Source organism: Deinococcus radiotolerans (assembly GCF_014647435.1).
Taxonomy (GTDB): domain Bacteria; phylum Deinococcota; class Deinococci; order Deinococcales; family Deinococcaceae; genus Deinococcus; species Deinococcus radiotolerans.
Map to the genome: position 1 here is coordinate 13,031 of NZ_BMPE01000026.1, position 20,363 is coordinate 33,393.

Annotated in this window: 18 protein-coding genes and 1 pseudogene; 14 read left to right on the forward strand and 5 right to left on the reverse strand. The window is 68.0% G+C overall.

The window, feature by feature from the left end; all coding sequences use genetic code 11:
* The first annotated feature begins 20 nt into the window (after positions 1 to 20).
* The 9 genes from IEY63_RS20385 (at position 21) to IEY63_RS20425 (ending at position 11,646) form a co-directional block, all read left to right on the forward strand.
* A complete protein-coding gene (locus tag IEY63_RS20385) occupies positions 21 to 1,694 on the forward strand; it encodes an ABC transporter substrate-binding protein (RefSeq protein ID WP_189070841.1) in 1,674 nt (557 codons plus the stop codon).
* Positions 1,695 to 1,737: 43 nt separating this feature from the next.
* A complete protein-coding gene (locus tag IEY63_RS20390) occupies positions 1,738 to 3,228 on the forward strand; it encodes a serine hydrolase domain-containing protein (RefSeq protein ID WP_189070842.1) in 1,491 nt (496 codons plus the stop codon).
* Positions 3,225 to 4,886 (forward strand): N-acyl-D-amino-acid deacylase family protein, encoded by a 1,662-nt coding sequence (locus tag IEY63_RS20395; RefSeq protein ID WP_189070843.1) that lies wholly within the window; start codon positions 3,225 to 3,227, stop codon positions 4,884 to 4,886. Before IEY63_RS20390 ends, IEY63_RS20395 begins: the two co-directional genes overlap by 4 nt.
* Positions 4,867 to 5,994, forward strand: a complete 1,128-nt coding sequence (locus IEY63_RS20400) for a dipeptidase (protein WP_189070844.1) — start codon at positions 4,867 to 4,869, stop codon at positions 5,992 to 5,994. The genes IEY63_RS20395 and IEY63_RS20400 overlap by 20 nt, the downstream gene beginning before the upstream one ends.
* A 74-nt stretch (positions 5,995 to 6,068) precedes the next feature.
* Positions 6,069 to 7,502 carry a serine hydrolase domain-containing protein gene (locus IEY63_RS20405; protein WP_189070845.1) on the forward strand — a complete coding sequence of 478 codons (1,434 nt, stop codon included), beginning with the start codon at positions 6,069 to 6,071 and terminating at the stop codon, positions 7,500 to 7,502.
* A 12-nt stretch (positions 7,503 to 7,514) separates the two neighbouring features.
* On the forward strand, positions 7,515 to 8,366 hold the full coding sequence (locus IEY63_RS20410; protein ID WP_189070846.1) for a MurR/RpiR family transcriptional regulator: 852 nt from the start codon (positions 7,515 to 7,517) through the stop codon (positions 8,364 to 8,366).
* Positions 8,367 to 8,697: 331 nt separating this feature from the next.
* On the forward strand, positions 8,698 to 9,858 hold the full coding sequence (locus IEY63_RS20415; protein ID WP_189070847.1) for a BTAD domain-containing putative transcriptional regulator: 1,161 nt from the start codon (positions 8,698 to 8,700) through the stop codon (positions 9,856 to 9,858).
* A 4-nt stretch (positions 9,859 to 9,862) separates the two neighbouring features.
* Positions 9,863 to 10,486, forward strand: coding sequence for a hypothetical protein (locus IEY63_RS20420; protein WP_189070848.1), 624 nt, complete (start codon positions 9,863 to 9,865; stop codon positions 10,484 to 10,486).
* Positions 10,474 to 11,646 carry a hypothetical protein gene (locus IEY63_RS20425; RefSeq protein ID WP_189070849.1) on the forward strand — a complete coding sequence of 391 codons (1,173 nt, stop codon included), beginning with the start codon at positions 10,474 to 10,476 and terminating at the stop codon, positions 11,644 to 11,646. Before IEY63_RS20420 ends, IEY63_RS20425 begins: the two co-directional genes overlap by 13 nt.
* A gap of 365 nt (positions 11,647 to 12,011) precedes the next feature.
* Here IEY63_RS20425 and IEY63_RS20430 read toward each other — a convergent pair whose 3' ends face one another.
* A complete protein-coding gene (locus IEY63_RS20430) occupies positions 12,012 to 12,263 on the reverse strand; it encodes a hypothetical protein (RefSeq protein WP_189070850.1) in 252 nt (83 codons plus the stop codon).
* Between the two features lie 201 nt (positions 12,264 to 12,464).
* On the opposite strand from IEY63_RS20430, the gene IEY63_RS20435 reads away from it, so the two are divergent.
* Both IEY63_RS20435 and IEY63_RS20440 read left to right on the forward strand, forming a co-directional pair.
* On the forward strand, positions 12,465 to 12,713 hold the full coding sequence (locus tag IEY63_RS20435; RefSeq protein ID WP_189070851.1) for a hypothetical protein: 249 nt from the start codon (positions 12,465 to 12,467) through the stop codon (positions 12,711 to 12,713).
* A 365-nt stretch (positions 12,714 to 13,078) separates the two neighbouring features.
* Positions 13,079 to 13,516, forward strand: a complete 438-nt coding sequence (locus IEY63_RS20440) for a response regulator (protein WP_189070852.1) — start codon at positions 13,079 to 13,081, stop codon at positions 13,514 to 13,516.
* Positions 13,517 to 13,525: 9 nt separating this feature from the next.
* On the opposite strand, the gene IEY63_RS20445 is transcribed toward IEY63_RS20440, so the two are convergent.
* Positions 13,526 to 14,773 (reverse strand): sensor histidine kinase, encoded by a 1,248-nt coding sequence (locus IEY63_RS20445; protein ID WP_189070853.1) that lies wholly within the window; start codon positions 14,771 to 14,773, stop codon positions 13,526 to 13,528.
* Positions 14,774 to 14,940: 167 nt separating this feature from the next.
* Positions 14,941 to 16,488, reverse strand: coding sequence for a GGDEF domain-containing protein (locus IEY63_RS20450; protein ID WP_189070854.1), 1,548 nt, complete (start codon positions 16,486 to 16,488; stop codon positions 14,941 to 14,943).
* Positions 16,489 to 16,692: 204 nt separating this feature from the next.
* On the opposite strand from IEY63_RS20450, the gene IEY63_RS22650 reads away from it, so the two are divergent.
* The 3 genes and pseudogenes from IEY63_RS22650 (at position 16,693) to IEY63_RS22710 (ending at position 17,304) form a co-directional block, all read left to right on the forward strand.
* Positions 16,693 to 17,013, forward strand: coding sequence for a PAS domain S-box protein (locus IEY63_RS22650; RefSeq protein WP_373290946.1), 321 nt, complete (start codon positions 16,693 to 16,695; stop codon positions 17,011 to 17,013).
* A pseudogene (locus IEY63_RS22705) lies at positions 16,985 to 17,113 on the forward strand (HD domain-containing phosphohydrolase); the annotation flags it as partial. The gene IEY63_RS22650 and the pseudogene IEY63_RS22705, both read left to right, overlap by 29 nt.
* 92 nt (positions 17,114 to 17,205) lie before the next feature.
* On the forward strand, positions 17,206 to 17,304 hold the full coding sequence (locus IEY63_RS22710) for a hypothetical protein (RefSeq protein WP_505703833.1): 99 nt from the start codon (positions 17,206 to 17,208) through the stop codon (positions 17,302 to 17,304).
* 216 nt (positions 17,305 to 17,520) lie between these two features.
* On the opposite strand, the gene IEY63_RS20465 is transcribed toward IEY63_RS22710, so the two are convergent.
* Together IEY63_RS20465 and IEY63_RS20470 are read right to left on the reverse strand one after the other, a co-directional pair.
* Entirely contained in the window at positions 17,521 to 18,618 is a 1,098-nt protein-coding gene (locus IEY63_RS20465; protein WP_189070857.1) for a sensor histidine kinase, read from the reverse strand.
* 613 nt (positions 18,619 to 19,231) lie between these two features.
* On the reverse strand, positions 19,232 to 19,987 hold the full coding sequence (locus tag IEY63_RS20470) for an SDR family NAD(P)-dependent oxidoreductase (protein WP_189070858.1): 756 nt from the start codon (positions 19,985 to 19,987) through the stop codon (positions 19,232 to 19,234).
* Positions 19,988 to 20,363: the final 376 nt, after the last annotated feature.

Genomic DNA, 20,363 nt, shown 5'->3' on the forward strand with positions numbered 1-20,363 from the left:
TTCCGTCCGGAGGTCTGCCCATGAAGCGTTCCCTGATTCCCCTGTCCGGCGCCCTGCTTGGCTCCCTCGCCGCCGCCACGCCACGCGACACCCTCGTCTACCAGGTCGCGGCGGCCGTGGCGAGCGTCGAACCCGCTCAGGCCGTCGCCACGTACGACGTGCTGCCCGTCCAGCAGATCTACGAGGGGCTGTACCTGAACAACTTCGGCACGTACACCCCGCTGCTCGCCACCGGCATGACCCAGAGCAAGGACGGCAAGGTCAGCACCTTCACCCTGCGCAAGAACGTGAAATTCCACGACGGCACCACCATGACCTGCGCCGACGTGGAGTACTCGCTGCGCCGCACCTTCGTGGTAGGCAGTGAAACCTCCCTGGCCGCCCAGGTGCGCAGCACCGTCCTCGGCATTCCCGGCTTCACCGCCGACGTCAAGAAGACCTACACCTTCGCCAAACTGGCCGCCGCCGTGCGGTGCAACGCCGCCGGGCAGCTGGTCCTGACCCTGGACCGCAACGTCCCGAGCCTGCTCGACGCCCTCTCCCAGGCGTACGTCGTGCCCCGCAAGGCGCTCGTCGCGGGCGGTGACTGGAGCGGGACGGCCAGCGACTTTGCGGCGTTCCTCGGCAAGGACGTCGCGAACTCCGCGCTCGCCCAGAAACCCGTGGGCACCGGGGCGTATCAGTTCGTGGCGCGCGACCCGAGCCGCTTCATCCTGAAGGCCTTCCCGAGCTACTGGGGCGGCGCACCCGCGATCAAGAACGTGATCCTCCAGAAAGTCGACAGCGACACCGCCCGCGTGCTCGCCCTCCAGAAAGGCGACGCCGATATTGTCATCGTGCCGGACCGCGACACGCTCGCCAAACTCAAGGGCGTGGCTGGCGTCACCGTGTATGAGTCGCTGCCCAGCCGAGACCTGTCCACCGTGGTGCTGTTCAACCAGAACGTCAAGAACTCCGCGCTGCTGCCCGCCGGACAGCTTGCCGAGAACAATATGCCCGTCAACCTATTCAGCGACATTCACGTCCGCCGGGCCTTCGCGGCGCTGTTCGACGCGCAGACCTTCACCCGCGACGCCCTGCAGGGCTTCGGCGTGCCGAAGAACACCACCCTGCCGCCCAACAACTGGGCCGACGACAAGACCCTGCGGCCCCCCACGTACAGCCTCAAGACCGCCGAAGCCGAATTCCGCCAGGCCTGGGGCGGCAAACTCTGGAGCACCGGCTTTACCATCCCCATCGACTTCTTCGCGGGCAGCGGCCTGTCTGAGGTCGTGTCCGGCATCTTCAAGCAGAACATCGAGCGTCTCAACCCCAAATTTCACGTGCAGGTGAACACCGTGGAACTCAGCGCGGCCAACGCCGCCCTGCTCGGAGGGAAACTGCCCGTCGCGGCCCTCACCTGGGGCGGCGCGGATCCCGACACCGTGCTGCGCGGCCTGTACAGCGCCCAGGGCATCCTCGCGCCCGCCACGGGCATCCGGGACCAGAAACTCGAAACGCTGCTCGACCAGGCGAACAACGCAGTCGGTCAGAGCGCGCGCAAGCCGCTGTACCGCACCCTGCTGACCTACCTCAACCAGCAGATGTACGGCTTCCCGCTGCCGCAGCCGCTGACCTGGGCCGCCACCGGCTCCACCCTCAAGGGCTACCAGAACTTCCACCGCACCAACCTCCTGCGCACCCTATCGAAGTAAACGTCACTTCCGCCGCCCTTTTCCCCAACATCAAGGAGTTGCCATGACTGCACCGACGACCCCCACGACCCCCACCGACCTCGCCGAACGGTTCGAACACGAAGCCCGGCGCCTGCTCGAAGAATTCCAGGTCCCCGGCGTGTCCCTCGGGCTGCTGACGCCCGAAGGCGACCACCTCGTGACCCTGGGGGTGACCAGCCTGGAAAACCCACTCCCGGTCACCACCGACACTATCTTCCAGATCGGCAGCACCACCAAGACCCTCACCTCCCTGACCATCTCGGTGCTGGAAGCGCAGGGCAAACTCAGTCGCGACGACCTGATTCGCACCCACCTGCCGGACTTCCGGCTCAAGGACGAGTCCGTGGCGGCCGAGCTGACCATCCTCGACACCCTGACCCACCAGGGCGGCTTCCAGGGCGACCTGTTCGAGGACACCGGCGACGGCGACGACGCCCTTGCCAGGGTGCTCGACCTGCTCGCCGACGCGCCGCAGATGGTCCCGCTGCGCGGCCACTGGAGTTACAACAACGCCGGGTTCTACATTACCGGGCGGGTCATCGAGGTGGTGACCGGCCTGACCTGGGAAGCGGCGGTGACCGAACTTGTGCTCAAACCGCTCGGCATGACGAAGACCCTGTTCTTCCCCAACGAGATCATGACCCACCGCTTCGCCGCCGGGCACAACAAGATCGGCGAGGAGTTCGTCGTGCAGCGGCCCTGGCAGATGGTCCGTTCGGCCGGCCCGGCGGGCAGCACCTGCTCATCGACCGTGAACGACATGGCCCGCTACGCCCACTACGTCATGTCCGGCACGGTGCCCAGCCCCCAGACGGACACCGATGTCAGCGCCGAGGACACCCCCAAGGCCGATACGGCGTCCGGCGCCGCGACCCTCGCCACGCTCGACCGGACCCGGCTGTGGGCGCCGGTGCGGTCCATCGGCATCGCGCTCAACGGCTTCCCCGGCGACCAGGGGCAGATCGGGCAGAGCTGGTTCATCGACCAGTACGACGCCGCGACGATCCTCAGTCACGGCGGCACCACCGTCGGCCACCAGTCGGACTTCTGGCTGTCCCCGGACCGGGGCGTGGCTTTCATCGCCCTGACGAACGGCAGCAACGGCCACGCCTACAACCGCCGGCTCAGCGAATGGGTCAAGCGCGAGGTGCTGGGCCTCACGGCGCCCGACACCACTGACCACCAGCCCAGCGACGACGACCTTCAGGAGCTCGCCGGCACGTACCTGGTCGTCGGGCAGCCGCTCAAGATGGAAGCGGAGGTGCGCGGCGGCGTGCTGACCCTCCTGATTCCCGACACCGCGGGGGGCGGCACCAAGGACGCCGCCCTGCGCTTCATCGCCCCGGACCGTGCGATCATCAGTGGCGGCGACATGGACGGGTACGCCATCGACTTCCTGCGTGACGAAACGGGCCAGGTGGAGTTCCTGAAGGTCGTCGTGCGGCTCTACCCCCGCCAGCGCGACGAGGCGCCGGCCACCGCGCAGCCCCTGCCGGCGCTGGAAGAGGTGTGAGCGACGCGGTCTGGATCACGGGCGGCACCGTGATCGACGGCACCGGCGCGCCCGGCCGCCAGGCGGAGGTGATGCTCGAAGGCGGCCGCGTCACCCGGCTCGCGCCGCGCGGCACGCCCGCCCCCGCCGGCGCCGAGGTGGTGGACGCCGCGGGACACGTCGTCGCCCCCGGCTTCATCGACGTGATGAGTCACTCGGTCGCCACGCTGCTGCACGACCCCCGCAGCCTGGGCAAGGTCACGCAGGGCGTCACCACCGAAATCATGGGCGAAGGCTGGACCCCCGCGCCTGCCGTACCCGGGGAACCGCACGGCTTTCCCGTGCACGGCCTGCCCGGCGGCGACGAACGCTGGGCGGCCCGCTCCAGGGGCTGGACCCGCTTCGGGGACTGGCTCGCGGCGCAGAAGGAGGTGGGCGCCGCGGTGAACTTCGGCTCGTTCCTCGGCGGGGCCACCGTGCGCATGGCCGCCCGGGGCCACGCCCAGGGGGAGAGCACGCCCGAGGAACTGGGGCGGATGTGTCAGGTGACGCGCGAGGCGATGGAGGACGGCGCCTTCGGCCTCGCCACCGCCCTCATCTACCCGCCCGGCAGTTACGCGGGCACCGACGAACTCGTGGCAATCTGCCGCGAGGTCGCGGCTTACGGCGGCATCTACATCACCCACATGCGCTCCGAAGGCGAGGGGTTGCTCGGCGGCCTCGAGGAGGCGCTGGACATCACCGCCCGCAGCGGAGCGCGCCTGCACCTCTATCACCTCAAGGCGGCCGGCCGGCCCGCCTGGCCGCTGATGGAACCGCTGATCGAGCGCGTGAATGCCGAGCGCGCCGCGGGGCGCGACATTCACGCCGACCTGTACCTTTACACCGCCGGCGGGACGGGTCTGTCGGCCGTCACGCCGCCCTGGGCGAGTGAGGACGACGCGCTGCGCGAGCGGCTGCTGGACCCGGCGCAGCGCGCCCGCATTCGCCAGGCGATGCTCGAGCCCGACGGCACCTGGGAGCCGCTGGGCAGCCTAGCCGGCCCCGAGGGGGTCTTTCCGGTGGGCCTGCGGCACCCGGACCACCAGCCCTACGTGGGCCGCTCTCTGGCAGAGATCGCCGGCCTGCGCGGCCAGGACTGGATCGACGCGGCCCTCGATCTGATCACCGCGGAGCCCGGCCGGGTGGGCAGCCTCTTTCACCTGATGAGCGAAGCAAACATCGAGCGGCAGCTGCGCGAACCGTGGGTCATGCTGGGGTCTGACGCGGCGGGCTACGACCCGGCCGCCCGGACGGACGGCGGCACGGGTGGGCACCCCCGCTCGTTCGGGAATTTCACCCGGCTGCTCGCCCATTACGTCCGGGACCGTCAGATTCTGACCCTGGAGGACGCCGTGCACCGCATGACCGGACTCCCGGCGCGCCACCTGCGCCTCGAGGGGCGCGGTGAACTGCGCGAAGGCGCCTGCGCGGACGTGGTGATCTTCGACCCGGCCGGCGTGCGCGACCGGGCCACCTACGCCGACTCCGAGCAGCTGTCCGAAGGTGTCCGGGACGTCTGGGTGAATGGTGTTGCGGTCCTGCGCGGTGGCGAACACACCGGGGCCCGCCCCGGACGCCGCCTGTACGGCCCGGGCTCCCACCCCGCAGGAGACCCGCATGACGCGCCCACTGCCTGATTTCGCTGCGCCTGATTTCACCGCGCCTGATCCCACCGCGCCCCTCATCGTGGACGCCCACCTCGACCTCGCCTGGAGCAGCCAGGCCAACGGACGAGACCTCAAGCGCACAGTCGCCGAGATTCGCCGGGCAGAGGGGCGCACAAGGGACAACGTCATGCTGACGCTCCCGGACCTGGCGCGTGGGAACATCGCGCTGGTGTTCGGCACGCTGTACGCCCAGCCGGCCAGCCTCTCGTTCGCGCAGGACCTCGTCTCGGCGCACCCGGGCGGGTACACCACGCCCGCTGAGGCGCGCGCCCAGGCGACGGCGCAACTGGAGCAGTACCTCCGCTGGGAAGAGGGCGGACACCTGCGCCTGATCCGGCACCTGCCGGACCTCGACGACCACCTGCGCCGCTGGCCGCAGGACGCGGTGCCCGGCGTGGTGCTCACCATCGAGGGGGCCGATCCCATCCTCGCGCCGGACGAGTTTGACTGGTGGTGGCGCCAGGGCGTGCGCTCGGTGGGGCTCGCCTGGACCGGCACCCGCTACGCGGGCGGCACCGGTGACCCGCGCGGCCTCACGCCGCCGGGCCGCGAACTGCTCGCCGCCATGCGGGAACGCGGCGCGATGCACGACGCGTCGCACCTCGCCGAGGAGGCCTTCTGGGAGGCGCTGGACCTCACGGCCCCCGGCGCCCTGATCGCCTCGCACAGCAACGCCCGGGCCCTGCTGACCTCCGCCGGACGCGCGGACCTGCCGCCCGACCGGCACCTCAGTGACGACATGATCCGCGCCATAGGCAGCCGCGGCGGCGTGATCGGGCTGAACCTCATGAACTCCTTTCTCGACGCGGATTGGACCCTGAGGGACCGGGCCGTCCCGGTGCGCATGCGCGACCAGGTGGCGCGGCACTGGGCCCACGTGGCGGGCCTGGTCGGGTGGCACAGCGTCGGGATCGGGTCGGATCTCGATGCCGGCGCCGGACGCGAAGAAAGCCCTGAGGAGCTCGACAACGCGGCCGACTGGCCGCGGCTGGCCGGCGCCGTGCCCGAAGAGCACCGTGAGGCGGTGCTGGGCGGCAATTGGCTGCGCGTGCTGCGTGCCCACCTGCCCCGCACGTAGCGCCGACCGATTGAACTGACGGAACAGCGCCCCCCTGGCCTGCCGGCCCACCCGACCATTCAACGGAGCCTGCCATGACTGCACCGACGACCCCCGCGATCCCCACCGACCTGGCCGAGCAGTTCGAGCACGAGGCCCGCCGCCTTCTGGGCGAACTCGGGATCCCCGGCGTGACCCTCGGGTTGCTGACCCCGGACGGCAACCACTTCGTGAGCCTGGGCGTGACCAGCCTGGAGAACCCGCTGCCGGTTACCTCTGAGACCCTCTTCCAGATCGGCAGCACCACCAAGACCCTCACCTCCCTGACCCTCTCGGTGCTTGAGGCGCAGGGCAAACTGAAGCTCGACGACCCGGTTCGCACGCACCTGCCGGACTTCCGGCTGAGGGACGAGTCCGTGGCGGCCGCGCTGACCGTACGGGATCTGCTGACCCACCAGGGCGGCTTCCAGGGGGACCTGTTCGAGGACACCGGCGACGGCAACGACGCGGTCGCCCGCGTGGTCGATTTCATGGCTGGCGTGCAGCAGATGGTGCCGCTGCGCGGCCACTGGAGTTACAACAACGCCGGGTTCTACGTGGCTGGGCGGGTCATCGAGGTCCTCAGCGGCATGACATACGACGCGGCGGTCACCGAACTCGTCCTCAGGCCGCTGGGCATGGACGCCACGCTGTTCTCCGCCAACCAGATCATGACCCACCGCTTCGCCGCCGGGCACAACAAGATCGGCGACGGGATGGCCGTGCAGCGCCCCTGGATGATGATGCGCTCCGCGGCGCCGGCCGGCAGTACCTGCTCGTCCACCGTGCAGGACATGGCCCGCTACGCCCACTACATCATGTCCGGCACCGTTTCAGGGCCCTCCAGTGAGCCGGTGGCCGAAGAGACACAATCGGCCCCGGCCGCGCTGCTGGCCGCCCTGGATCGCAGTACGCTCTGGGCGCACACCGTCCCCACCGGCCTGTCGCTCAACGGCTTCCCCGGCACGCTGGGCGAGATGGGTCAGAGCTGGTTCGTGGACCGGCCATCCGGCACGCTGATTCTCAGTCACGGGGGCACCACCCACGGGCAGCAGTCGGACTTCTGGGTCGCCCCGGACCTGAACGTGGCCTTCATCGCCATGACGAACGCGTCGAACGGGCACGCGCTGCACCGGCGGCTCAGCGACTGGGTCAAGCGCGAGGTGCTGGGCCTCACTGCCCCTACCCTCGAGGCTTACGCACTCCCGCCCGGGCAGATGCAGGCGCTGGCGGGCGAGTACGCGGTCTTCGGCCTGCCGGTCAGCGTGACCGTGCGGGCCGAGAACGGCGGACTGACCCTGATGCTCCCCACGATGACGGATGAGGCCCCTGAACGAGCTGCGCTGCGCCTGATCGGCCCCGACCGGGCGGTGATCGTCGGGGGCGACACCGACGGCTTCGGCGTGGAATTCCTGCCGGGCGCGGACGGTCAGGTTGAGTTTCTGCGGCTCGGCGGGCGCCTCTATCCACGCGCGGCGCAAAGCGTGTAGCGTGACTCAGGCATGACGACGGTTTCCCCCACATCAGTTGCCCCGCCCAGCACGGTGGTCGAGCAGCTGCGCGCCTCACTGGACACCCTGGGGCAGCGCGATCAGCGGATTGCCCGCTTCGTCATCGACCACGCCGAGGAACTGCCGTTCCTGAGTGCCGGCGAGATCGCTGAACGCCTCGGCGTGAGCGGCCCGGCCATCACCCGCTTCAGCCAGCGGGTCGGGTACGAAGGGTATCCCCACCTGCAGCGCTTGGTGCGCCAGGACCTGCGCGCCACGCTGGGCGTCAAGCAGCCCGGTCGGCAGGACGCCGTGGCCGCGAACTACTGGGCCAGTGAGCGCGCCAACCTTGAGGCGCTGCAGGGCATCGGGGAGCGCCAGCTGCTGCCGTTCGCCGCGACGCTCACCCAAGCGCGGCAGGTGTGGATCATCGGCGCCCGGTCCTCATACGGCGTGGCGCTGATCGCCGAGTCACTGCTCTCACCCTTCCGGCCCCGCGTGCGGGCGCACTCGGCTGACACGCTCTGCGGCCAGCCGGAGCGCCTGCTGGAAGTGAATGCCGAGGACGTCGCCCTCGTGTACACGCTGCGGCGGTACAGCCGCGCCACCACCCGTGTCACGACCGCCCTGAACAGCCAGGGGGTCACGGTGCTGCTCATCACCGACCAGGGCGCCTCCCCGCTCGGCAAGATTGCCCATCAGAGTCTGCGCGTGCCCACCCAGGGATCGGAGGTGGTGGCCTCACTGGCCCCCTTCATCAGCGTAACCGCCCTGCTTGCCACGCTCGTGGCCCGGGAACTGGGCGGCGGGCACCTTCAGCAGGCCGAGACCCTCAAGGCCGACTTCTCCGTGTACGAGTACTGAACCCGGCTGGGGCCGGGTCGGCGTCAGCACCAGGAGAGGGGTGGACGGACTTGTTTATTCTCAGAGGCGTGGAGACGACGACGGTGACGGGCGTCCGGGTGACCGGGAACGTCACGGTGGAGGGTGCGTCGCGCGTGGGCCTCGCTGGAGCCCGCTCGGGTCAGCACGCAGATGGGAACACAATTGTGATGCGGGGCGCCACGGTCCACTTCAAGGGGTGGACAGAAGTCGGGGCTTGGGGGTCTCAGGACTCTTCTGAAGAGCTTGAGATCCACGACCCAGCGGTCACTCTGCGGCGTTCTCTGGCGTACCCTGTGACTCAGCCGCCCCTATGTACCTAACGACGCTCGGCACCACGCACCTCTCAGGCCCCCGGTTGACGCCCCGGCACCTGCTCTTCCTCGCCTTTCTGGCCGTGGAAGGCTCGGTGAGCCGCGCGCGGCTGCGGACCCTGTTCTGGCCGAACAGCACGTCGGCGGCCAACAGTCTGCGGGTGCTGCTGAGCACGATGCGCCGCGCGGCCCCAGGCCTCTTCGCTGAGCGGGGTGACCGTCTGATCATGCAGTGCGGCAGTGACCTCGCTGATCTGCTCGGGCACCTTCAGGCCGGTCGGGCCGCCCAGGCCCTGGCATTGTACCGGGGGCCGTTCCTGGATGAACTCTCGCCGACGCTCTTCGGCCCGGAGCTGGAAGAGTGGTTGATGGACACGCGGGAGTCCATCGCCGAACAGCTGTGGGAAGCGCTGGTGCACTCGGCAGAACACCTGGCGGGCCAGGGGCGTCTGGACGAGGCGACCACCCAGGCGGAAGCGGCGTGGCAACTCCCGGGCCTTCCGCCGCGTGACGCTCATGACCTCCAGCGCCTCCACCGCCTGCTGATCCTCGGCAGCAGCAAGCTCGCCGGGCGGGTCGCCCGTGAGGCGGGCGAGCTGGGTCTGAACCTGGACGCCTACCGCCTCCCTCCGCCTGAGCCGGACACCTCCTCGCCGTCCACGGTGCATCTTCCGCTGGAGGTCACGCCCTTCCTGGGGCACCGCGACCTGCTGGACCAGATGAGCCAGACGCTCGCGGATCCGACCACCCGGCTCCTAACGATCTTCGGCATGGGAGGGGCCGGTAAATCCCGCCTGGCCCTTCAACTGGCCCGGCAGGCCCGGCACACGTACCAGGATCAGGTGTGGTGGATTCCCCTGGAGGACGTCCGCCAGCCGGGGGACCTGCTGTCCCACACAGCGCTGGCCCTGGGGATCAACGTGACGCCGCACCGCCCTGGACGTGATCGCCACGGTACTGCGCGACCGTCCCGCACTCCTCGTGTTCGATCAGTTCGAGCATCTGGACGCGGCGGCGCCCCTCCTCGCCGAGCTGCTCGCCCTCTGCCCCCACCTGAAGATGCTCGTGACGTCCCGGCACCGGCTCTCTCTGCGGGCAGAAACGACCTTCGAGCTGCGCGGACTGGAGGTGCATCCCCGCCCGGGGGAGACGCAGAGTGACGCCGTGACCCTCTTCCTGAGTCAGGCCCGGCGGGTCCGGCCCACCGCCCGCCTGACCGACGCGGATCTGGCCCACGTTCAGGCGATCTGCGCGTTCGTTGATGGTCTGCCCCTGGCCATCGAGCTGGCCGCCAACTGGCTGCGGATGCTCACCGCCGAGCAGATCCTCCAGCAGCTTCAGACTGGCCTGGAGCTGCTGGAGTTCCCTGTGGTGGACCTGCCGGAGCGGCACCGGAATCTCCGGGTGGTGCTGGAGCAGAGCTGGCACTACCTGACGCCCCGGGACCAGGAGGTGCTTGCCGCGCTGGTCGTCTTCCACGGTGGGTTCACGTTCGCGGCGGCGGCCGCCGTGACGGGCGCGTCGCTCCGTGACCTGCAGGTCCTTGTCGATAAGTCCATGCTGAGTGTGGACGTGACGGGTCGCTTCAACCGGCACGCCCTGATCGCGCAGCTGTCGCGCCAGCACCTGGACCCGGATCACCAGCGGCAGCGGCAGCTGGAAGAGCGGCACGCGGCTTTTTCCTCCAGCAGTCCGGCACGGGCTTCTACGAGATGCTCGATGAGCACCGGCGGATCGCGTGGCGCACCTGGTTCCAAGTCGAGTACCCGAATCTCATGGCGGCCCTGACGGGCGCGGTGGCCCGGGGCGACTATCTCTCGGCGGCCTACCAGGGGCGGAACCTGCACCGGGAGTGGAATAACCGGGGCGTGGCGGAGATGGCCCTGCCGGTCATGCGGTCCCTCCTGCCTCACCTGGACGGGCCAGCGCACCTTGAGGCGCGCGCCTGGGTGCTCCTGACCGCTGAAGCCCTCGCGCTCTACAGCGGCGTTCCACCTGTCGGGGACGCCGTGGCGGCCGCCAGAGCAACGAACGATGAGTTCCTCCTGATCTGTGCCCTCTACATCCGGGCGTATGGCACGCAGCAGCGGGGAGGCCCGGCCCACCGGGCCCTGATGGCGGAAATGTACGACGGTGCCGTGCGGACCGGACGACCTGCGCCGCTGGCCCTGACGTTGAGAAGCCGTGCCAGCGTCGCGCTCTTCCAAGGGGATGGGCCAGCCGCCTGCGCTGATCTCGAGCGGGGTCTGGACCTCATCAGGCGCTTGGGGCCGACTTTTATCCAGGCGGACCTCCATCTCCTGATGGGGCAGGTCCACGCCTTGCAGGGAGCGCTGGACGCGGCCGAGCAGTGCCTGCGCTCCGCACTCCACCTGTTCACCCTCCTGGGCTTCCGGCCCGAAGCCAGCACGTGCCTGAGTTCCCTGGCCCTCGTGAGTCTCCTCAGGACGGGGGCTGAGGCGCTGGGCGCCGTGCAGGCCGCTCAGGCGTGGTGCGAGCAGGCCGACGCGACCTTCAGTGCCCAGGCCCGGTTTGCCGTGCGGGACAACGTGAACGCTCAGGGATTCGTCTTCAGCGCGGCCGGGCGTCTCCCGGAAGCCCAGGCGTGCTTCGAGCGTGACGTGCTGGCCGCCAGAAGTTATGGAAACCGGCAGGGTGAACTGATGGCCCGCCTGGGCCTGGGTCGCCTGGCGCTCCAGCGCCGCGAGTGGACGCTGGCCAGCAGCATCCTGAGCGCGGTGATCTGTGACGCTGACGCGGTGAACGGCCATGTCCCGGTGCGCTGGCTGGCCCTCGCTGGCCTGACCCAGGCCCATCAGCGCTTGGGGGAGAAGGAAGCCGCACGTGCCAGCTGGACAGCCGCGCGGCAGGCGGGTCAGGGGCTGGGCGCCGTTCTCCCGCGTGTCGTGGTCGGTCCAGTGCTGAACACTGCGGCAGCGGGGGGATGAGGGACGCCAAGTGCTCGGGGTCATCGGGGCAGCAGGCGTGATGGGGCGGCCATGGGCGGTGCAGGTCATGCCGGTGTCGTGCCGTCGAGTTTCACAGGCTGGTAGAGGGCCAGGCACACAGGCTCTGCACTTGGACTTGGAGATTGCCTTCGTCTGGGCTGGGGTCCAGATCAGCGTGCCGTTGGGGACACGCAGGCTTGAGTCATGACGTCAAGCGCATTGTGCCTGCCCCTAGGGTGATCTCCGCTGTTGACCAGGCTGGTCCATTAGGCGCGGTTTAACCCAGGAAGGCTGCGGGCACGCAACTCTCCCCGATTCTGTACACGGCTGGCCAAGACGCCGGGAGAAGCGCTCCTTCTCCGGCGCTATTCCAGCGGCACCACGCCGTGTCCACTCACGCTCAGTTGCAGGTTCAGCGGCGCGAGCACGGTCTGCGGGAGGACCAGCCACCACCACGTGAGGCCGGGTGCACCGGGCACATACTCACGGGCGTACAGGTCCAGCGTGACCCCGGCGAACGACACCTGCCAGCGAGCTGGCCGCTTGACACCCCAGGTGCGGCGCGCGGGAGGGAGAGTGGCCTCCTGCACGGTCCACACCTGGCCGGCGACAGTCACGCGAACCGGTCGGCCCGCACCATCTATGTCGACGGCACAGCGCACGTGCAACTGGCCTGTCATGGGCGACCCAGCGCAGGCTGAAGAGAGTGGGAAGAGGCCATGTCGTTGCCATGTAGGCTACAGGATGCGCCTGATCACGTGGGAAGCCCACCCGTTGAGGGTGTAGGGCCGCACCAGCGAGCAGTTCCTGACCACACTGTGCTGAACCCCGGGGCCGAGCTGGCTCAGGACCAGCTGGGTCCCGAATCCATAGCCGCCTGCAATCGGATTGATGCCGAGATTGAATCGCTCTACCAGCAGGTCATGCGCGAGGGCGTGACCGTCATCCTGCAGGACGACACGAGCGCCGAGTTGTTCCTGCTCGCGCTTGATGGACTGTCGATCATCCGCCCACGGAGGTCCTGGCCCGGCACAACTAGGTGCTCACGGGTGGATCTGGCCTCTTGACCGAGCTGGCTGGTGGTGACGTTCAGGAGGCTGCTGGCGTTCGCCGAACCGTCAGAACGGGGCAGTACGGGTTCCGACCAGGTGACCATAGTGCCGGTCTGGCCGACCAGAAGCTCAAACTGGCGCTTCTCCTTTGGGGACCGTCGAATGCTGGCCAGCCCACGGTCACTCCGGTTCTGATCTGGGTGACTCGAGCGGTCCTCAAAAGCGGTGCATTCTTGAACGTCAGGCGGAAAGTCTTGTCCCAGGTGAGTAGGTTCGACCATTCCGTTGATGTCCGTCGCTGTGCTGTTGATCACGAAGATGACGAACCCTAGGCTCAGCGGGCCACCTTCCCCGACGGTTCACTCCGGTAGACTGCCCACGTGCCCGAGCGCTCCTTCCACGTTCTCCTGGTCGACGATGAGATCGCCGACGCTGAACTGTTTACCGAGATCTTCATGGAAGCCTTCCCGGAGGTCCAGATTCGTCATGTGCTCAACGGACGGGAAGCGCTCGACCATCTTGACCGTGCCGGCACGGCGCGTCCTGACCTGATCATCCTGGATCTGAACATGCCCGTCATGAACGGGCATGACTTCCTGCAGCGCGCCAAAGCCCACGACACCCACCGTGACATTCCTATCCTGGTGCTGTCCACCTCATCGGGCGAGGACGACGTCCAGCGGTCCTACCACAACTTCGCCAGTGGGTACGCGGTGAAACCCGCCTCGTATCAGGATCTCCAGGCTCTTGTCGACCGGATCAGCGGGTACTGGCAAGGCGCGGTGATTCTGCCCCGCATTGAACAGGTCACCGATTAAGCCCACCGGTCAGGAGGCGTCCGTCCTGGCCTGAGCGTCGGGCGTCCAGGCTGGCAGCGTGAAGTGGACACTGGTGCCGCCACGCTCGTTGCCAGTGATCCAGATGCGTCCTCCATGACGCTCGACGACCTTCCGGCACACGGCCAACCCAATGCCATTCCCGCTGGATTCCGTGCGGTTCTGAAGTCGGCGGAACATCTCGAACACGTGCTCCGCGTGTTCCTCCGCGATGCCCACCCCTGCGTCCGCCACTTCAAAGGCCACCTGAGTCCCCTCCTGGACACCCGACACTGTCACGATCAAGGCGCGTCCTGCACTGAACTTCAGGGCGTTCCCGAGAACGTTGGTCAGCAACTGACGCACCTGGCCGGGGTTGGCCTGCACGGGGGGGAGTGCGCTGCACTGCACCGGATGGTCCTTCGGCCACCTCAGCGTGTCCAGAATGTCTGGCATCAGGGCGTGAAGGTCCAGTCTGGTCGTCTCGGGCGCGGCCGTGATGTCGGCCATGGTCAGGATGTCCTGCACGAGGCGACGTGCCCGGGCCGCCTGACTCACGATGTGACTGAGGGACCGGTCGGCGCGTTCGTCCAGTTGCCGTCCCTGGTAGCGGGCCTGGAGCCTATCGGCGTGCAGACTGAGGGTCCGCAGCGGCTCCTGCAGGTCATGTGACGCGACGGAAGCGAACTGACTGAGTTCATCATTCCGGGCCGCGAGCTCCCGGTTCTGCCGGCTCAATTCCAGTCGGCTGGCGTCCAGGTCCCGGTTCCGTCGGCTCAGCTCCTCGCGACTGGCTTCCAGGTCTCGCGTGCGGTCCTGCACCTTCGCTTCCAGTGTCCGGTTCAGCAGGCGGACTTCCAGCTCGGCGAGTTTGCGCCGCGTGATGTTCTCGTGGGCGACCACGGCGTACGTTTCAGCGTCCTGCTCGAAACGTGTCACGCGCGCCACGAAGTACCGCTCTTCTGTGGGCGAGTGACAGGGGTATTCCAACTCGAAGACGTCAGTGAGCTCACGCAGGACGTCCTGAATGCCGGTCATGATCGTCAGCGCGTCGGTCTGGTCGGGGCCGTCGGCGTTGGCGCAGACGTCAAGATAGTTGCTGCCCAGACCGCTGTCCCCGCCATTCGCCTGAGCGAAATTCGCCCAGGCGCGGTTGACGGCGGTGACCGTGCCGGCGCTGTCGAGGATGGCCACGTGGGCAGAGAGCGCATCGAAGGCCGCGATCGCGTAGCGGTTGGGCAACGTGCCGTGTCCAGGCATGAGGGCCACAGTAGCAGGAGTGGGATGGGTGATTCAGGCGGCGCGGCACCAAGGGTGACGCACCCCACCCGCGGAGAACGTGCAGGTTGCCTGGACCGAGCAGGACCGGGTGACCCACACCCTGGCGGGTGCCGAGCAGGTGACTGCAACCGACGACACCCAGTTGCTCAACGAACCAGCACGCGAACGGCGTGGCGGCCAGCGGCTTTGGCCTCATACAGGGCCGCATCGGCCTCGTGCAGCAGCGCCGTGAGGGAGACCCCCTCACGGAGGCTCGCGACGCCAAAGCTTCCGGTCACGCGAAGGTCCGGATGGATCTCCGGCCAGGTCAGGGCCGAGAGCGCCTGACCGAGGCGGAGACACACCTGCTCCGCGTCCCTGATCGACACGCCAGGCAGAATGATGACAAATTCCTCTCCGCCGAACCGGGCCACGCAGTCCACGTCCCGCAGGGCGGCACGCAGCACTTGGACGACCCTGGTCAACACCGCGTCCCCGGCCGCATGACCGTAGGTGTCATTCACGCGTTTGAAGTGGTCCAGATCCATCAGCGCGACCGCGCTGCTGCGGCCCTGCTGCGCCTGAACGTGCAACTCAGCCAGGATCTGCATCGCGTGCGCCCGGTTCGGCGCGCCGGTCAGTGGGTCACGCAACGCCGCTTCAGCGAAGGCGGCCGCGCGCACTTCCGCGTCACGCGCCTGCTGCTCAATCTGCCCCACCAGGGCCCGCTGCTGGTAGAACCCGTGATACAGGGCGTACACCTGCCGCGTCGCCTCCCGCTGCACGTGAAAGGCTGCGAGCGCCTGACCCTGCTGGGACAGGGCCTCGGCCAGCTGTTCGCGGGCGCGGGTTGCGAACAGCTCGTGACCTGCTGCCGTGAAGGCGAGTACGGCCTGGCGTGCGTCCGCCTCCATGGCGCTCCAGGCACCCGCGGCCTCGTGGACCCGGGCGCGGTCCAGCAGCGCCCGGCCCACCAGCAGCGGTCCATCCGCCTGAACGGCCAGGCTGACCCGCTCGTCGGCCAGTGAAGCGGCGTGCCCAGCCTGTCCGTCCATCAGGGCGACCAGCGTCAGTGCTTCCAGAATCTCGATCACCCGCAGCGGCTGACCCAGCTCATCACGATGGGCGAGCCAGTGCTCGAGGAGGGCCCGCGACACCCTCACCTGTCGCAGGACGGCACCCAGCAGGACCTCACCGGCCAGGTGTGCTCCAGCGGCACTGATCAGGTAATTGATGTGCAGGGCCTGAAGGAGATTCTCGGTGGGGCCGATCAGCACGCCCCGAACCTGCGGGGAATCCAGCAGAGCCTGGAGCCGAAGAACGGCCGCAAGCGACTGCCCACGTTCCATTTCATAGTGCGCGCCATTGACCGCGACCAGGGCCACGCCGCGGTCATCGCCCGCTGCGCGGACGAGTGCATCGGCCAGTGTGAAGTGATGAGCAGCGCCGATGTTGTCGTACACCTCAGCCTGCACCAGGGCAAGGATGACGTGCGCTTTGGCCTTCAGGGACGGCTCGTTAACGGCGCGGGCCAGATCCAGGCAGCTGAGGGCGTGCGTCATGGCCGCCGCCGTGTCGCCGATCTCCATGGCGGCATACGCCGCGTCGCGGTGCAGCAGGGCCAGTGCCTCCGGACCACCTGCCGCCGCACTGATTTGCTCCTGAAGGGCCCTTAACGTGCCCTGCAACGCCGGAATGGATGGTGGAGCCGTCACGGCGTACCTCGGCACACAGGACAACTCGCAGCCGGAAAAGCTGAAGCTCTCACGACGTCTGGAGCTGTACGCGACCCCATCATTTCACCTTGAACAGTACGACGCTGACCTGCACAACTTTATGAATGGCAGCTCCAATGAGCTTGTGACCTGCACTCGACACCCGACGTTCCTCAAACGGACGTGGACTACTTTCAGCGGGTGGTGAATGGTGTTACGCCGCTGGCGGTTCTGGAGAAGCTATATCTCCGAGCGGACGGCGAGGTCGTCTGGTCCCGCTCCAGCGTCTCGCTCCTGCCCGCGCGCAGTGGCGCGGTCACCTCAGTGGTGGTCGTGGCGGACATCACCGAGCTTGAGCGCGCCCAGCGAAGGCTCGAAGCCGTCAACCTCAGCCTCCAGGTGACCCCCAGAGGAAGCCTGCTCGGTCTGGGGGACCGCTCTGGAAGCCGGAGATCTAGAAACCTTCGGGCACACCGTGCGCGTGGTGCAGTACTGCGTGCCCCTCGGTCAAGGGCTGGGCCTTAGTCCTGCGAGCCTCAATGACCTCGAACACAGCGCCAGACTCCACGACATCTTCAAGCTCACCAGCCCCGGTGCGGCGATGCTCAAACCAGGCCGCTTGGACCCCGCGGAATGGGCTCTCATGCAGCGCCACGCCCAGAACGGTGAGGCCATCGCGCTGCGTAAGCCCACACTCCCCCTGAGGCTCTGGACGTCATTCGGTCCCGCCACGAGCGCTGGGACGGCACCAGGTATCCCGACCGCTTGGCTGGTGCGCAGAACCCATTCCTGGCGCGCATCTTCGCAGTGTGTTGACGTGTAGGGCGAGCTGACCAGCGAACGGCCGTTCAAAGCCGCCTGGAACGTCTAGGCGGCACTCGCCGAATGTAGTGCTCAACGTGGTGGGTCACTCGATCCGGACGTGGTGGATGTGTTCACGAGCATATGACTGCCCAGCGCCCCGGAGCCTGACTGAGAGCGTTGAAGGAGATTCAACCTGTGCGAAGTCCAGGTCGCGCCTCGGGCTCCTTGTCAAGGGCTGGGGAGATACACGGAGAACCGGGCGCCCTCGCCCGGGCTCCCGTGCGCCGTGACGGCCCCACCATGGCGCTCCGCGATACGTTTGACGTTGGCGAGCCCCACGCCAGTCCCTTCGAACGCCGTGTCCGAATGGAGGCGCTGAAAAACCTGGAAGAGCCGCCCGGCCTGCGCTGGATCAAAGCCAACGCCGTTGTCCTGCACGTGGAACGTCCAGCCGGGCGGCGTCCGTTCAGCCCACACGGTAATGCGCGCCACAGCGCGGTCCCGGGTGTACTTCAGAGCGTTGCCGAGCAGATTGCTCAGCAGCTGATGCAGCATGCTGCGGTCCCCCTGCACCGTGGGGAGGGCCTGCAGCGTCCAGTCCACCGTGCGGTCCTGGCGGTCCGGGCTCAACTCAGCCCAGACCTGTTGCGTGAGGGCCTCCAGTTCGATCGGTTCAACGTCCAGTGGCAAGGTGGTGTTGCGCGCCAGGACCAGCATGGCGTCGATCACCATGCTCAGCCGCTGGCCAGCGTTCTCCACGACGTCCAGGTGCCGTCGGGCGGCGTCCGGGTCATGGAGTTTGGTGCGGGCCAGGGCCGTGAACCCCAGGACGTGCCGTACGGGCGAGCGGAGGTCGTGCGCCACGCTATGAGTGAAGGCATTCAGCGCTTCGTTGGCGTCCAGCAGGGCCTCGTGCTGCGTCTTGAGTTGCTCGACCAGCGACTCGGCCCGTTCGCGTTCGGCTTCAGCCTGTTTGCGCGGCGTGATGTCACGGTACTGCACGGCAATGCCCTGCTGAAACGGGAAGGCCCGCAGTTCAATCCAGGTCTGCACGGGGTCGTAATGCACCTCAATGTGTTCGGCCTGGCGCAGGGTCATGACCCGGTGACCCAGGTCAAACAGGGGGGTGAGCCTCGCGTCTGGGAAGGTCTCCCACAGCGGCAGTCCCTTCAGGTCTTCAGGCTTACCGGGCCAGCCCACGAACGCAGCGGCCAGCGCGTTGACGAAGGTAAAACGCCACTCTTCATCCACCACGAAAGCGGGATCGGGCAGGTTGCGCAGCAGTTCATGGACTGGGTCGGGGTGCAGGTGCGCGTGACGGGTCATCGCAGGTGGCCACCTGGACGGCCGCGCCGCAAGGCATCCGGGTACACGAGAACAGGCGGCATCAGGCTGATCTGCAGTGAGCCCGCGGTCCAGGGTGCGCCACCCCTCATCGGGTGGGCCTCCTTAGAAAGCAGCAGTCCAGTCGTATCATGGTCAGACCATACTGGACGCCTCCGCCAGGACTCCAGCGGCTGACGCTACGAAGTTGCCGCCTGCATCCAGCAGCGTCCAGTAGTAAGAGGTCCACTCACCGCCGCTTGGGCCGCAAGTGGGCGAACGGCAGTGTCACCCTTGCTTCTGGTCATGAGTGACTATTGTTCGGTTCAGGGCAGGGCAACGGAAGCTGTGCTCCTCGACCCGCTGGCAGCAGCCCTCCGGAGACGGGTGAGGCTGTGGGTAGGTTCACCCAGGGCAAGCCGCTGCGGCCGGGCAGGTCGTTCAAGGAGGCAGGAAGGCTCAAGTAAGGGTCGGTCCAGTCCTGTTCTGTGTCCTGCGGGATTAGGGCCGCCATGGGGCTCCTGTGCCCTATGGCGCGCCTGTTCTAGCCGCTCAGTATTCCCGCGCAGGAGGTCAGGCTCCTGACCAGGAGTCCTTGACTGGGCCGCCCTGAGCTTCAGCGCACGTAGGACGCCCCGTTCAGGTCCAACGTGGCGCCGGTCATATGCCGCGCGAGGCCCGAGGCGAGAAACGCCACCGTGTTCGCCACCTCCTCGGGCGGCACCACGTCTCCGAGTGGAATGTCGCGCGCGATGTCCTCGGCGTGCTCGCGCAGGTACGCCTCAGCCATGTCCGTACGAACCCAGCCGGGCGCCACCGCGTACGCCAGAACGCCGTCACGGGCGTACCCACGCGCGATGGAGCGGGTCAGGGCAATCACGCCGCCTTTAGACGCCGCGTAGTGCATGGCGTCCGGATTGTCCCCCCGGAATGCCGCGCGGCTCGCCACGTTGATGATCGTTCCGCCCCCCCGCACCCGGAAATGCACGATCGCCTCGCGGCACAGATCGGCGACCGCCACCAGGTTCACCTGCAGGGTGCGCGCCCAGGTGTCCGCCCAGTCGCCTGACGGGTCATCCACCGTCACGCTGGGCGCAATACCGGCATTGTTCACGAGCACGTCTACACGCCCCTGCCACGCCGTGGCCGCCTGGAAGAGCGCTGCGCCGGCGCCAGGTGCGCCGAGGTCCGCGCCGAGCGCCAGCGCCCGCTCCGCCCCAAGTTCCTCAACCAGCGCCTGCGCTTCGGCTGCGTTGCGTCCGTAGTGCACGATGACCTGCGCGCCGGCCCCCGCCAGCGTGCGGACGGTCGCGGCGCCAATCCCGCGAGACCCACCCGTCACGAGCCTGACTTTCCCCGTCAGATTCAGCATGACGCCCATTGTGAGGCCAGGCCCGGAAGGTGAGGCCCTCAACGTGTGCAGGGTGTCCCAGCATGGCGTGTGATTCGGCGTTCACTGCATACACCGGAACTGGCGGAACACGCTCGCTCCGGGGTGACGTGTGCGGCGCGATGAGCCACGGCCAGACAGGCAGTCGCTGCCCGACCTCATCCGTGATGATGGCCCCCCCAGCCCGCCTCTAGGCTGCGCCGGTGATTCCCTCAGTCCTGCCCGCGCGCAAGCAGAAGCATTGAAAGCGACTACGGACATCGAGGCACTAACTCGAACTCGGTGTTGAGAAACACAGCGGAAGGCCTGTGACGTCAAGTGGAGCTAGGCGCCTGCGCTTTAGTACGGAATCGGCGTC